Source organism: Roseateles sp. GW821-FHT09H11 (assembly GCF_059415845.1).
Genome location: NZ_JBWKOA010000005.1, coordinates 179,532 through 193,251 on the forward strand (window position 1 = coordinate 179,532; position 13,720 = coordinate 193,251).

Below are 13,720 nucleotides of genomic sequence, written 5' to 3' on the forward strand. Positions count from 1 at the left end.
CGCGAGGGCCCCTGCCCGCATGAAGCCGATCCTGGAAATCAAGGACCTGGTCCCGGGTCGGCTTCCGTCGAACCTGCTCGAGGCCGCGCAGCCGGTGGTGCTGCGCGGCCTCGTGTCGCATTGGCCGATGGTGCGGGAGGCGCGGCGCTCCGACCGCGCGGCGGTCGACTACCTGCACGGCTGCTGGCGCGGCGCGCCGGTGGCCATCATGACGGGGCCGCCGGAGATCGACGGCCGCATCTTCTACAACGACGACCTCACCGGCATGAACTTCGGTCGTGCCGACGCGCCGCTGCCGGCGCTGATGGAGGAGCTGCTCAAGCTGGCCGACGTCGAACGTCCGCCCTGCTACTACGTCGGCTCGACGACGGTGGACACCTGCCTGCCGGGCTTCCGGGCCGCGAACGACCTGGATCTCTCACCGCTGGCGACCGGCGAAGGCACGGCGCAGGACGCGCTGGCCAGCGTGTGGCTCGGCAATCGCAGCCGCATCGCGCCGCACTACGACCTGCCGGACAACATCGCCTGCGTCGCGGCGGGGCATCGGCGCTTCACGCTGTTCCCGCCGGAGCAGCTGGCCAATCTCTACGTCGGGCCGATCGACTTCACGCCCGCCGGTCAGCCGGTGAGCCTGGTCGATCTGAAGCACCCGGACTTCGAGCGATTCCCGCGCTTCGCGCAGGCGCTGGAGCAGGCGCAGGTCGCCGAACTCGGTCCCGGCGACGCGCTCTACATCCCGAGCATGTGGTGGCATCAGGTCGAGGCGCTCGATGCGTTCAACGTCCTGATCAACTACTGGTGGCGGCAGTCGCCGGCGCACATGGACCCGCCGCTGTTCGCGCTGATGCAGGCGCTGCTGTCGATGCGCGACCTGCCCGCGCCGCAACGCGCGGCGTGGCGCGGGATCTTCGATCACTACGTGTTCAACGCGGACGCCGACACGGCGGCCCACATCCCCGAGCACGCGCGGCATGCGCTCGCCCCGCTGACGGCGGAAGGCGCCGGCCACCTGCGCGGACATCTGATTCAGCGGCTCAAGCAACGCTGAACACCCCCACCCCCATGGAGGAGACGCCATGACCTTCACCTCGCCAGAGCCCCCCACCCCGCGCCGTCCGGTGAAGCGCGTCGTCATCGCCGGCGGCGGCACCGCAGGCTGGATGATGGCGGCCTGCATTTCCAAGCACCTGGGCAAGCAGCTGGACATCCGGCTGGTCGAGTCCGACGAGATCGGCACCGTGGGCGTCGGCGAGGCGACGATCCCGACGATGCTGACCTTCCACCAGCTGCTCGGGCTCGACGAGCGCGAGTTCATGGCCGCGACGCAGGCGACGATCAAGCTGGGCATCCAGTTCGAAGGATGGCGCGACCTGGGCGCCAGCTACATCCACGCGTTCGGCAGCACCGGCGTCGACCACTGGACGGCGGGCTTCCAGCACTTCTGGCTGAAGGGCCGCGAGCGCGGCCTCGCGTCGGACTACGGCGACTACTGCCTGGAGCTGCGCGCGGCGAAGGAGAACAAGTTCGCGCACCTGCCCGACGAGGGCATCAACTACGCGTACCACCTGGACGCGACGCTGTACGGCCAGTTCCTGCGCCGGTTCAGCGAGGGCTACGGCGTGAAGCGCCTCGAGGGCAAGATCGCCGAGGTGCTGATGCAGCCCGACGGCGACATCCGCTCGCTGAAGCTGCAGGACGGGACGGAGATCGAGGGCGACCTCTTCGTCGACTGCACGGGGATGCGCTCGGTGCTGCTGGGCCAGGCGCTGGGGGTCGGCTACGAGGACTGGTCACACTGGCTGCCCTGCGACAGCGCGATCGCGCTGCAGACGGCGTCGGTGCGCGACGCCGTGCCGTACACGCGCGCCATTGCGCATCCGTGGGGCTGGCAGTGGCAGATCCCGCTGCAGCATCGCGTCGGCAACGGCGTGGTCTTCAGCAGCCGCTACACCGACGACGAGACGGCGCGCGCCGCGCTGCTCGGCAACATCGCCGGCGAGGTGCTGACGCCGCATCGCGTGATCCGCTTCAAGCCGGGCCAGCGCGAGGTGGTGTGGAAGCGCAATTGCGTCGGCGCGGGCTTGTCGAGCGGTTTCCTGGAGCCGCTGGAATCGACCAGCATCCACCTGATCCAGCGCACGGCGATCCGGCTGCTGCAGATGTTCCCGAAGGACGGGATCCGCCAGTCCGACATCGACGAGTACAACGCGCAGATGCGCTACGAGCTGGAGCACATCCGCGACTTCATCGTGCTGCATTACCACGTGCAGCAGCGGACGGATTCACCGATGTGGCAGGCCATGCGGGAGATGCCGGTGCCGGCCTCGCTGCAGCACCGGCTGGACCTGTTCCGCGAGACGGGGCGCGTGTTCCGCGTGCCCAACGAGCTGTTCACCGAGAACTCGTGGGTGCAGGTGATGCTCGGCCAGGGGCTGGTGCCGGAGCAGCATCATCCGTCGGCGGACCTGATGGGGGATCGCGAGCTCGCCGGCTTCCTCGGCGGTATCACCGCGCGCATCGACAAGACCGTGGCGCAGATGCCGGGGCATCAGCAGTATGTGACGCGGTATGCGCCGGCGGCGGTCGCGCCGAGGGCGGCGGTGCCTGTGTGATCGCCATGCATCCAGACGGGTCGCCCCGGCCGCAAAGCGATTTAAGCTTCGCGGCTGGGAGGATCCATGCCAGAACACAACGAGCCGACATCCGATGACTTCGTCTGCGTCGCGACGCGGACCACGCCGACCGAAGCGCATCTGCTGAGGGGTGTGCTCGAGGCCGCCGGCCTCACGCCGCATGTGGCGGACGACCAGATGGTCCAGAGCTACTCGTTGATCGCGCACGCGGTCGGTGGCGTCCGGGTGCTGGTCCCTGGTTCGCAGGCCCCCGCGGCGCGGGAAGCGATTGCCGAGTTCGACGCTGGCGCGTTCCAGCTCGAAGGCGAAGAGAGCGCCGCGCCTGCGACGATCCCGTTGGCGGTCCCGCTGTTCAGTCCGGACCGCGCCGTGCTGCTCGGTTTCCTGCTGACGCCGGCATTCGGCGCGGGGATCCAGCTCGCGAACGCCCGGGCCATCCGGGATGGACGGCTCAGCGCCGACGCATGGCTCAGCTTCATCCTGCTGAGCGCCCTCTCGCTCGTCGGGATCTATGCGCTGCATGAGAACGCCGACGGACCGTTCGTGGTCTTCGAGGCCAGCCTCCTGCTCTGTGCCGTCAACGTCATCTGGTACGTCATCGCGGGGCAGAAGCAGAGCCGTGCCTTGATCAAGACGTATGGCAGCCACTATCCGAAGAAGCGGCTCCTGGTCCCGGCGGTGGCCGCGGCGATCGCTGCGCTGGTCTTGGGGGCGGTGCTGCAGACGCTGCGGTGAGCATGTCACTCCGACCCCGTTCCACGACCAGGATTGAAAGCGCATGACCGCCCCTCAGGAACAGAAACCCACCACCGAGAAACAACTGCGCCGCGCCCGTCGGATGATGGGCCTGTCAGCCGTCCTGCTGGTCGTCAGCCTGATCGCGATCATTGCCAGCGCGGTGCCCGAGTGGGCACACCTGGTCGTGTTCCTGATGTGGAACCACATCGCGGTCATGATCGTGGTCGGCGCGAGCGGATGGGCGGCGCGCCGTCTGGGAGCCGCACCCGCGGGGCGCGTCTCGCCACGGCTGGGTGAGCTTCTTGCACCCTGGGTGCTGGTCCTTGCGCTGGTGTCCGCCGCCGTCGCGGTCCCGAACTGGGGGCCATCACCCTGGTGGGGTCTGGGGCAGGCGCCGGACGGCAGTGCCGTGACCAGTCGTCAATGGCACGCCAGCGGCGACCGCTACTTCGAACGCATCAATCGCGGGGAGGCGCGTGAGATCACGGAGGCGGAATACGACCGGCTCCAGCAACGGAGCTTCGGCTTCTTCGCTCGCATCTGGGCCGTCCTCTCCTTCGGCGGCCTGGTGACCTGGCGGTTCATCGCGCTCCGGCGACGGGATCTGCTGCAGGGAGATCCGCCGCCCGTGGCGGCGCCGATGCCGGTGCCGGTGCCGCGCGGATCGACGACCGCTCCTGGCGCCGTCACTGGCTCCGACTGGAAGTCGACCGCGCTGATCATCGGCCTCTGGATCGCCTTCATCGGGCTCAACGTACTGAGCCTCACGAGCGGACCAGATCGCTTGTTCTGCTCGTTGCCGACGCCGATGCCGATACCGCCGGAGATGCGGCTGTTCATGCTGGTGATGCCCGTGCTGGTCATCGGCGTCGGGTCCTTCTGGACGAAGCGGTCCCCGTTCATGTCGCCGTGGCTCGCGAGCCTCATCGACCAGCGCCTGGGTGCCGGCGGCACCGTCGCCTTCATTGCGAGGCTCAGGCCACTGCTGCTGTTTTCCGTGACCTCCTTCTTCGGAGCGGGCGTCCTCCTCGGCGCCTGTGGACTCGGGGACGCGTCCCCGGTCGATTGGACGACGCCCGGCTTCCTCGCCTCCACCGGCGTCGCCCTCGCGCTGTCGCACGTCATCCTGCGACGGCGGGAAATTCCGGGTGTCTGATCGAGGCGCGGCCGGTCGTCACGCGAAGGGATAGGGCCCGGCGAATGCGCCGATCTGCGACAAGTGGCTGACCATGCCGAGGTTCGGCTCCCACAGGTGAAGCATCACGCCGCGCGGACCTGCATGACTGCTGGGCGCGGCCGCAGGATGCAGTTGCAGGTCGATCTCGGTCACGGTGCTGGGGCAGGTGCACACCACGGTGCCGGCCCAGCGCCGCAGCATCGGGCGATGAACGTGACCGCAGAGGACGAGCTCGACATTCGCGCATCGATCCAGCACGGACGCCAACGGACCCGGGTCGAGGTAGCGGTACTCGTCCATGTAGGGAATCCCGCAGGCGAAAGGCGGGTGGTGCAGCATGACGAGGGTGGGCTTGGATCGATCGCTCGCGAGGGTCTCCGTCAACCACCGCAGTCCTGCCTCGTCGATATGGCCGTGATGCGCGCCAGGGACGCAGGAGTCGAGACCGATGATGCGGACGGGATAGTCGTCCATGCAGTAGTGCAACGGCCCTTCGCCGGGCAGATAGCCGAGATCGGCGAACGCGGCGCGGAACTGCTCGCGATGGTCGTGATTCCCCGGAATCACCAGATACGGCAGGCCGAGCGTGTCGAGCAGCTCACGAGCGACCTCGTATTCGTCGGGCCGTCCCTCGTCGACCAGATCACCGGTGACGAGGATCAAATCCGGCTGGCGGTCCATGCGCAGCAGATGGTCGATCGCCTCACGCAACGCCTGATTCGAATCGACGACGCCCTGGTAGAGCTGGCCGCGCGGGCGGACGTGAGGATCGGAAAGGTGCCCGATGAGCATGGGAGATTCCGCCAGGGGTGAGGCCAAGGCACGGCACATGCACCCCGAGGCCGTGCCGTGGAGCGCATGTTGAACGGACTGTCACCTCGATGAAATAAGCCGGATGGCGTACGCCGGCCAGCGCCTACCGCTCCCAGTTGTACGGCGTCGTCGTCGACACCTTCACCAGACCTGAGGCCTCGAGGATGGGTCGCGAGAAGTCGGTGGAATCGCTGTGGATCAGCGTCTTCCCCAGCGCCAGCGCGGCGCGCGCACGCGCGGCCGTCAGCGCGCGATAGACGCCTCGCCCGCGCCAGGCCGGGCGCGTGGCGCCGCCCCAGATGCCGGCGAAGGCCGTGCCCGCGACGGGCTCCAGGCGCCCGGCGGTGATGAGCTCGCCGTCGGCTTCGGCGATCCACAAGGACATGCCGTCGTTGCGCGTCAGCCGTTCCAGCAGCGACAGGGTCATCGGCTCCGGATCGAGGTCGCCGAAGACCTCGGCCTGCATCGCGCACATGCGCGCGACCTCCCGCGGTTCGCGGATGGTGCGGATCGTCACCCCCGCGGGCAAGGGCACGTCGGCGACCAGCAGCCGCGCCTCGCCGACCATGATCGACTCCGGCGGATCGGGCTCGAAACCGTGCTCGATGAGCGCCTCATGCAGCCCCGGTGCCAGGTCATGCCCCCGCGACTTCCATTCGACGTGCGTGATGGCCGGATCGGCCTGGTAGTGCCGCAGCGCGGCTCCGACGAGTCGCCGGATCTCCGTCGCATCGGCGCCGCCGAGATCCCGGTAGGTCACGAAGCCGCGCCCACGCGCGAAGGTCACCAGCCGCAGCGGCCCCGACAGCGCGACCGCAATCGCGCTCGGCGTCTCGGCCTCCGAGCGGAGTTGCGCGTCGTAAGCGGCGAGCAGGTCGGAGACTGCGGACATGGCGTCAACGGCGTGAGGAGTCGCTGGCTCAGTGGCGGGATTGATCGGCATTCCAGATAGGTTGATCTTATCTTTCGAATTCCCGAGTAGCTCAGCGCTCCCTAGAGTACGCCCCACGATAAGAAAACGTTGGAGACAAACATGCAGCAGCTTCAGATCGAACGCTGGGCCGGCAGCGCCTTGGCCGCGGCGATCACGATCAGCCTCGGCGCGCCTGACACGCCCGCTCCGGCCCGACCGCAGAAGCCTCGCTGCCCCGGATCGCTTCGACGCCACCGGCGCTGAGCCCTCGACTTCCACGCCTGAAGGGCTGGCACGGTTCCACACCGCCGGATCGATGACCTGGGCCAGGTCATCGAGGCCGCGGGCCTCGTGTCCCACTCGCGCTCCGCCAGCCCTCCCTTGACCGACCCAGCGTATGGCGGATGCCTCCGCCATGGGCGGAGCCATGCCTGGTCCCAGTTGTCCGAGTCCTCAACCCGTCAACGATCGTGAGCGCCACGGCGCATTGGAGAAAGAGCATCATGCAGAAGCCACCGTCCTCCCTGGTCCCCTTCCTGGGTGCCTTCGCCGCCACGCTGCCCCTGATCGCGACACCGGCGCACGCGCAGGGCACCGTCACGCTCTACGGGATCCTCGACTCCGCCATGCGCTACGTCCACAACGACGCCGTCGGCTCGATCAAGTCGCTCGTGAGCGGCAGCGGCATGACCAGCCGCCTGGGCGTACGCGGCGTCGAAGACCTGGGCGGGGGCCTCACGGCCTCCTTCAACCTGGAGCACGGCGTGCTCGTCGATTCGGGGACGCAGGCGTCCGCGTCGCAGTTCTGGGACCGCCGCGCGATTGTCGCCATCGCCGACAAGCGGCTCGGTGAAGTTCGCCTCGGCCGCGACTACACACCCAACTTCACCAACTGGGCGCGGTTCGACCCGTTCGGATACACGGGCGCCGCCAGCGCCGGCAACTTCATCAACACCACCGCGGTGGGGCCTGTGCGGTCGGCGTTCGGCACCGGACTCGCCCCCACCGTCCGATCCAGCAACGCGGTGCAATACGTGTTGCCTGGCGAGCTCGGCGGCGTGGAGGGCGTCGTCATGGTGGCGGCGGGCGAAGGCGGTCTCTCGGCCAATGCACAGCACAAGCTGACGAGCGCCCGCCTGGGCTACACGGCACCGACCTTCGAGATCTCCGTGGCGCATGCGCAGATCGAGAATGACCTGACGACGGCCGGAAAGCTGAAGGACTCAGGCATCGGCGGCACCGTCAGCCTCGCCGGGGCGAAGTTCTCCGGCGCGCTGCGCGTGTTCAAGTACGCCGATGCCAAGCAGCTGCTCATGCTGCTGGGCGCCGTCGTCCCGCTGGGCGTGGCCGGCGAGCTCAAGTTCTCGATCAACCGGGCGAAGTTCGACGGGCGGGTCGGCGCGACGAGCATCGACGGCAACGCGTCGACCCAGCTCGCCATGGGCTATGTGCACAGCCTCTCCAAGCGCACGGCCCTCTACACCACCGCGTCCTGGATCAGCAACAAGGGTCGGGCGGCCGCGGTGGTTCCCGGCGGCCCTCCGGGTCTGCCCGCGGGCGGCGACTCGAAGGGGTGCGAGGCCGGCCTGCGGCACAGCTTCTGACGTCAACGTGCGCCCCCCATCGCACGCGCTACTTCATCCCTTCACGCTGCTGACTTCCTCCGCGAAAAAAATCACGCGCTTCACGACCTCCCAGGTGAAGCTTCATGAGCACGACATCCCGCCGGTCCTTCCTGACCGCCGCGGTCGCCGGCATGGCCAGCAGCCATTCGTTCGCGCAGACCCTCCGCAAGGCGCTCGCCACGCCGGCCAACAACGCCACCGGCACCCTCGCCGACGTGGAGCACGTGGTCATCCTGATGCAGGAGAACCGCTCCTTCGACCACTACTTCGGCACGCTGGCCGGCGTGCGCGGCTACAGCGATCCGCGCCCCATCGCCCTGCCCTCCGGCCAGCCCGTGTGGATGCAGCCCGGCACCGCCCTGGGCTCGCAGGTCCTGCCCTACCACTTCGACATCCGCAACACCAACGCGCTGCGCGTCGGCCTGGACCACAGCTGGAAGGGCACCGAGGCCACCTGGAAGGACTGGAACGTCTGGGTGTCGAAGAAGTCGCCCCGCACGATGGGCTACTTCGACCGCAGCGATTTGCCCTTCTACTACGCCCTCGCCGACGCGTTCACCGTCTGCGACGCGTACCACTGCTCGATCTTCGGACCGACCGATCCCAACCGCTTCTACGCCCTCACCGGCCACAGCAACGCGGTCGTGACCGGGATCTCCGATTCCCGGCTCTACAACGTCACCAACGGCACCTACAACGGCGACATCGCCAACGACAACGCCGCCGCCAAGGGCAACGAGTGGCTGACCTACGCCGAGACCCTGGAGACCGCCGGCGTGAGCTGGAAGGTCTACCAGGAGTGGGACAACTACGGCGACAACTACCTCCAGTACTTCAAGAATTTCCGCACCGACGCGAACGGGCAGAAGCTGACCAGCGCCTCGCCGCTGTATCGCCAGGGCCGCGCGCTGGCCGCGGGATCGACCCAGGCCAACGCGCCGGGCACGACCGGCCAGTGGCTGATCGACCAGTTCGCCGCCGACGTCCGCAGCGGCAACCTGCCGCGCGTGTCCTACATCTGCGCACCGACCGAGTACTGCGAGCACCCCGACGACACGCCCAACGCCGGTGAGAACTTCACCGCGCGCCTGCTGCAGGCACTGGTGCAGACGCCCGAGGTCTGGTCCAGGACCGCGCTGATCCTGACTTATGACGAGAACGACGGCTTCTTCGACCACATGCCGTCGGTGATGGCGCCGCTGAACACCGACCGCGGCCGCACGACGATGACCAACGCCACGCAGGGCGAGATCGCCAACAGCCAGCCGATCGGCCTCGGCCCCCGCGTGCCGACGATGGTGATCTCGCCGTGGAGCAAGGGCGGCCGCGTCTGCTCGCAGCTGTTCGACCACACCTCGCTGATCCGCTTCACCGAGGAATGGCTCGTGGCCCTCGGCCACCCGCGCAGCAGCGTGCAGTGCAACGGCATCTCGCCGTGGCGCCGCGCGGTCTGCGGCGACATGACCAGCGCCTTCGACTTCAAGTCCGGCGGCGCCGAGTTCCCGTCCAGCGTGCCGGCCAACGCCGTGTACTTCAAGGGCTGGGGCACGAAGGACGCGCTGCCGCCGGCCAACCAGAGCCTGCCGCGCCAGGAGAAGGCCGCCAGCGGCATCCCGCGCCGCGCGGCGCCGCTGCCGTACCGCTCGACCGTCGACGGCATCGCCGCGACCAACGCGCGCCAGTTCGCGCTGAGCTTCGCCAACGAGGGCAGCGTCACGGCGGCGTTCATCGTCTATTCGACGCTGCGCACCGACGGCCCGTGGCACTACACCGTCGAGCCGGGCAAGCGCATCGACCAGGAAGTCTGGAACTGGAGCAGCGCGCCGATGCAGCTCGCCGTGCACGGCGACAACGGCTTCCTGCGCGAGTTCCGCATGAGCTTTGACGGCATCGGCCGTCTGGCCGCGACCAGCCTGAAGGAACAGCCCGCGACCGCGAGCGTCACGCTGACGCTGCGCAACGCGAGCACGCAGGCCATGCGCTTCCGCATCGTCGACAACGCCTACGGTGACAAGACCGTCGTCACGGTCGATGTGCCGGCCGGCTCGAGCCGCGACCATGTCCGCGCGGTCACGGCCAGCTACGGCTGGTACGACCTGGTCGTGACCGTCGACGGCGACAACGCCTTCCTGCGCCGCCTGGCGGGTCACGTCGAAGGCGCCGGCCTGGACTTCACCGACCCGGTGCTGAACGGCCTCGCGCAGGTCACGTGGAACGCGCCGCCGGTGCTGCCGCCGAGCACGCCGACGGCCACGTTCAAGGCCGACGTCGATCGCGTGCGCATCGGCGGCGGCGTGTCGCTGAGCTGGACCGGGCTGCCGTCGAGCACGACGAACTGGATCGGCCTCTACCGCGTCGGCATGACGCCGGGCGGCCCCGGCTCGCTGAAGTGGAACTACGTGGCGAGCCCGTCGGGATCGCAGGTGTTCTCACTGGCCGGTCAGCCGGAAGGGGACTACTTCTTCGGCCTGTTCCTCAATGACGGCTACGGCGAAGCCGCGCCGCGCCTGTCGGTCCGCATCCGCAAGAACGGCGACGTGAACGCCGACGGCGCCGTCACCGCCGCCGACCGCGACACGCTGCGCAACGCCATCGGCAGCTGCGCCGGCGATGCGCGCTTCGAGCCGCTGGCCGACATGGACGGCGACAAGTGCATCACGCAAGCGGACTACCGCGTCTGGTACCAGCTCTTCAGCACCCTGTGAGAACCCTCATGAACTTCAAGCCCCTGCTCGCCGCCGCTGCGCTGGCGCTCGCCTCGCTGGCCGCCACGACCGCTCATGCCGCCACGGTCTCGCTGACCGCCGCCGGTCCGGCGAAGGTCGGTGAAGGCGTGGACCTGCTCATCAGCCTCGTCGATCCGTTCGGCGGCCTGCCTTCCGATGAGGAACTGCTGTCCTTCGGCTTCCGCCTCAGCTACGACACGACGAAGCTCTCCTTCGGCAGCTTCACCGCTGCCGCCGGCTGGGACGACGACAGCCCGTGGCTGGGCGCGGGCACTTTCGGCGGATCGAGCTTCCCCGGCGTCGCCAACGGCGGTCAGGGTTCGCTGCTGCTCGGCACGCTGCACTTCGACGCGCTGCAGGGCGGTCTCGCGCAGATCAGCCTGATCACTGACGCGGGCAATCTGAACCACGGGCTCAGCTACCTGTGGAGCGATGTGCAGCCGCTCAACGCGTCGCTCAATCTCGCGGTGTCTGCGGTGCCGGAGCCGACCTCCGCTCTGCTGGCGGCGCTGGGTCTCGGCGCGTTGGGGTTCACGACGCGACGTCGCAAGACGTCGCACTGACGAAAAAAAGGAGCCCGCAGTCGCGGGCTCCTTGGGGCCGCCTCATGAGGCGGCAGTCAGACCATCGCTTTCAGACGATCACTGGACCACGGCGTCGCGGACCTTCCGCGGCGCCAGTTCGTGACGCTCGAACTGCATCGAGAACGACGCGCGTCCCGACGAGAGCGCACGCAGGCTGCCGATGTAGCCGAACATCTCGCTGAGCGGCACCTGGGCGTCGACGACGATCGCGGTGCCACGCAGCGCCTGGCCGCGCACCAGACCGCGCCGGCGATTCAGGTCGCCGATGCAGTCGCCGAGCGACTCGGCCGGCGTGACGACTTCCACCGCCATCACCGGTTCCAGCAGCTGCGCATCGGCCTTCGCAAAGGCTTCGCGCGCCGCATTCGCCGCCGCGAGCTCGAACGCCATCGCCGACGAGTCGCGCTCGTGGAAGCCGCCGTCGAGCAGCGTGGCCTGGAAGTCCACGCACGGGAAGCCCGCGATCACGCCGCTGAGCGCCGCGCGCCGGATGCCCGCCTCCACCGCGGGAATGAACTCGCGGGGAATCGCGCCGCCGACGATGCGGCTCTCGAAGCGCACGCCCTCGCCGCGCGACAGCGGCTCGAAGCGCAGCACGACCTCCGCGAACTGCCCGGGGCCGCCGCTCTGCTTCTTGTGGACGTGATGCACGTCCACCGACCGGCCGAGCGTCTCGCGATACGCCACCTGCGGTCGGCCGACCTGCACCTCGACGCCATGACGCGCGCGCAGCTTCTCGATCGAGACCTCCAGCTGCAGCTCGCCCATGCCGGAGAGGATGGTCTGCCCGGTCTCGGCGTCAAACCGCATCCGCAGGCTCGGGTCCTCGCGCAGCATCGATTGCAGCGCCTTCGACAGCTGGGCCACGTCGTCGCGCGTCTTCGCCTCGATCGCCACGTCGATCACCGGCTCGGGGACGCTGATCTCCTCGAGATGCAGCGGACTCGCCGGGTCGCACAGCGTGTGACCAGTCAGCGTCTCCTTCAGGCCGATCACCGCCGCGATGTCGCCGGCGCGCAACTCGTCACGCTCGACGCGGTCGTCCGCGTGGATCTCGTAGAGCCGCCCGACGCGTTCCATGCGGCCGGTGTTGACGTCGAGCACCGCATCGCCGCGGCGCAGACGTCCCCGATAGACACGCACGAAGACCATCGTCCCGTGACCGTCCGCCGCCACCTTGAAGGCGAGCGCGGCGAAGGGGCCATCCGGATCGGAAGGCGACCCCGCCGCGTCGTCGATGTCGGCGCGGCGGATGTCCTCCGGTGCCGGCAGGTAGTCGACGACCGCGTCCAGCAAGGGCTCCACGCCACGATTGCGGAAGGCCGAGCCCGCCAGCGCCGGCACGAACGCGCCCGACAGCACGCCGCGTCGCACGCAGCGGCGCAGCGTGGCGTCATCGATCGGCTGACCGTCCAGATAGGCGACGAGCGCGGCATCGTCCTGCTCGACCACGATCTCGATCAGGCGGGCGCGATGGGCGCGCGCCTGGTCGAGCATCGCGGCGGGCACGTCCGATTCGACGAACGGCGCGGTCGCGTCGTCGCGTTCCCAGACCAGCGCCTTCATCGCGATCAGGTCCACGACGCCGCGGAAGTCGCCCTCCGCGCCGATCGGCAGCTGCAGCGGCAGCACGGTCGCACCGAGACGGTCCTCCATCATGGCCACGACGCGCAGGAAGTCCGCGCCGACGCGATCCAGCTTGTTGATGAAGGCGATGCGCGGCACGCGGTACTTGTCCGCGAGACGCCAGTTGGTCTCGGTCTGCGGCTCCACGCCGGCGACGCCGTCGAACACCACGACCGCGCCGTCGAGCACGCGCAGCGAGCGGTTGACCTCGATGTTGAAGTCGATGTGCCCGGGCGTGTCGATCAGGTTGAGCTGCGTGCCCTTCCATTGGACGGACACGGCGGCGCTGTTGATCGTGATGCCGCGGCGACGCTCCTGCGGATCGAAGTCCATGCGGGTCGTGCCGTCGTTGACGTCGCCGATGCGATGGCTCTCGCCCGTGTAGAACAGGATGCGTTCGGTGGTGGTGGTCTTGCCGGCGTCGACGTGGGCGATGACGCCGAGGTTGCGCAGAGGCTTGTGGACCGGGTTCATGGTGAATCCTTCTTTCGAAATCTGAGGGCAAGACGCGGCCCTCAGGCGGATTCACCTGATGGGGCTAGCGTCGAGAGAGAAGCGGCTGACTGCCGGAGTGCAGCGCGGTGCGCGGGCGCAAGCGTGGGCTTGGGCGCAGGCGCGTGCGGACGCGACTCCGGCGGGCGGGAATCGTCGCGATCAGCTTGTCGTAGGTGCGGGTGCGCATGGGTGGACTCGGAAAACAGAAAACCCCGGAGGGCGCTGGGCCTGCCGGGGTTCTGTGGAAGACCGGAAGGCGCGCACGCCTTCCGAATGCGATCGGAGGGCGCGTCAGGTGGCGAAAGTCGCCTTGATCACTTGGGAGGTCTTCATGATGGACGTGATTTTGAGCGAATCGATGCGGCCGCGCAATGGGCCGCCGCGATGACC

General features: G+C 68.7%; 10 protein-coding genes. 7 read left to right on the forward strand and 3 right to left on the reverse strand.

The annotated features are described in order from the left end of the window. Window positions 1-19: 19 nt before the first annotated feature. From AC07PR_RS17795 to AC07PR_RS17810, 4 genes are all read left to right on the forward strand, one after another. Window positions 20-1,048, forward strand: a complete 1,029-nt coding sequence (locus AC07PR_RS17795; protein WP_377160361.1) for a cupin-like domain-containing protein — start codon at window positions 20-22, stop codon at window positions 1,046-1,048. A 28-nt stretch (window positions 1,049-1,076) separates the two neighbouring features. Then, complete coding sequence (locus AC07PR_RS17800; RefSeq protein ID WP_495136076.1) at window positions 1,077-2,612, forward strand: tryptophan halogenase family protein; 1,536 nt, start codon at window positions 1,077-1,079, stop codon at window positions 2,610-2,612. 66 nt (window positions 2,613-2,678) lie between these two features. Next, on the forward strand, window positions 2,679-3,368 hold the full coding sequence (locus AC07PR_RS17805; RefSeq protein WP_495136077.1) for a putative signal transducing protein: 690 nt from the start codon (window positions 2,679-2,681) through the stop codon (window positions 3,366-3,368). Window positions 3,369-3,411: 43 nt separating this feature from the next. Then, the gene (locus AC07PR_RS17810) at window positions 3,412-4,527 is read left to right on the forward strand and encodes a hypothetical protein (RefSeq protein WP_495136078.1); all 1,116 of its coding nucleotides are present in this window, start codon (window positions 3,412-3,414) and stop codon (window positions 4,525-4,527) included. 18 nt (window positions 4,528-4,545) lie between these two features. Here AC07PR_RS17810 and AC07PR_RS17815 read toward each other — a convergent pair whose 3' ends face one another. Beyond that, entirely contained in the window at window positions 4,546-5,340 is a 795-nt protein-coding gene (locus tag AC07PR_RS17815) for a phosphodiesterase (protein ID WP_495136079.1), read from the reverse strand. A gap of 124 nt (window positions 5,341-5,464) precedes the next feature. After that, on the reverse strand, window positions 5,465-6,253 hold the full coding sequence (locus AC07PR_RS17820) for a GNAT family N-acetyltransferase (protein WP_495136080.1): 789 nt from the start codon (window positions 6,251-6,253) through the stop codon (window positions 5,465-5,467). Between the two features lie 524 nt (window positions 6,254-6,777). Here AC07PR_RS17820 and AC07PR_RS17825 point away from each other — a divergent pair. The 3 genes from AC07PR_RS17825 to AC07PR_RS17835 all read left to right on the forward strand — a co-directional run bounded on the left by AC07PR_RS17825 (window position 6,778) and on the right by AC07PR_RS17835 (window position 11,188). Further along, complete coding sequence (locus AC07PR_RS17825; protein WP_495136081.1) at window positions 6,778-7,878, forward strand: porin; 1,101 nt, start codon at window positions 6,778-6,780, stop codon at window positions 7,876-7,878. A 104-nt stretch (window positions 7,879-7,982) separates the two neighbouring features. Next, window positions 7,983-10,604 carry a phosphocholine-specific phospholipase C gene (locus AC07PR_RS17830; RefSeq protein ID WP_495136082.1) on the forward strand — a complete coding sequence of 874 codons (2,622 nt, stop codon included), beginning with the start codon at window positions 7,983-7,985 and terminating at the stop codon, window positions 10,602-10,604. Window positions 10,605-10,612: 8 nt separating this feature from the next. Then, window positions 10,613-11,188, forward strand: coding sequence for a cohesin domain-containing protein (locus tag AC07PR_RS17835; protein WP_495136083.1), 576 nt, complete (start codon window positions 10,613-10,615; stop codon window positions 11,186-11,188). A gap of 78 nt (window positions 11,189-11,266) precedes the next feature. On the opposite strand, the gene fusA is transcribed toward AC07PR_RS17835, so the two are convergent. Then, window positions 11,267-13,309 (reverse strand): elongation factor G, encoded by a 2,043-nt coding sequence (gene fusA, locus AC07PR_RS17840; RefSeq protein ID WP_495136084.1) that lies wholly within the window; start codon window positions 13,307-13,309, stop codon window positions 11,267-11,269. Window positions 13,310-13,720 lie beyond the last annotated feature (411 nt).

What these genes read in the sequence shown, in the direction of transcription:
- AC07PR_RS17795 (WP_377160361.1), top strand. Translation starts at nt 20, where the DNA reads ATGAAGCCGATCCTGGAAATCAAGGACCTGGTCCCGGGTCGGCTTCCG.
- AC07PR_RS17800 (WP_495136076.1), top strand. Translation starts at nt 1,077, where the DNA reads ATGACCTTCACCTCGCCAGAGCCCCCCACCCCGCGCCGTCCGGTGAAG.
- AC07PR_RS17805 (WP_495136077.1), top strand. Translation starts at nt 2,679, where the DNA reads ATGCCAGAACACAACGAGCCGACATCCGATGACTTCGTCTGCGTCGCG.
- AC07PR_RS17810 (WP_495136078.1), top strand. Translation starts at nt 3,412, where the DNA reads ATGACCGCCCCTCAGGAACAGAAACCCACCACCGAGAAACAACTGCGC.
- AC07PR_RS17815 (WP_495136079.1), bottom strand. Translation starts at nt 5,340, where the DNA reads ATGCTCATCGGGCACCTTTCCGATCCTCACGTCCGCCCGCGCGGCCAG.
- AC07PR_RS17820 (WP_495136080.1), bottom strand. Translation starts at nt 6,253, where the DNA reads ATGTCCGCAGTCTCCGACCTGCTCGCCGCTTACGACGCGCAACTCCGC.
- AC07PR_RS17825 (WP_495136081.1), top strand. Translation starts at nt 6,778, where the DNA reads ATGCAGAAGCCACCGTCCTCCCTGGTCCCCTTCCTGGGTGCCTTCGCC.
- AC07PR_RS17830 (WP_495136082.1), top strand. Translation starts at nt 7,983, where the DNA reads ATGAGCACGACATCCCGCCGGTCCTTCCTGACCGCCGCGGTCGCCGGC.
- AC07PR_RS17835 (WP_495136083.1), top strand. Translation starts at nt 10,613, where the DNA reads ATGAACTTCAAGCCCCTGCTCGCCGCCGCTGCGCTGGCGCTCGCCTCG.
- fusA (WP_495136084.1), bottom strand. Translation starts at nt 13,309, where the DNA reads ATGAACCCGGTCCACAAGCCTCTGCGCAACCTCGGCGTCATCGCCCAC.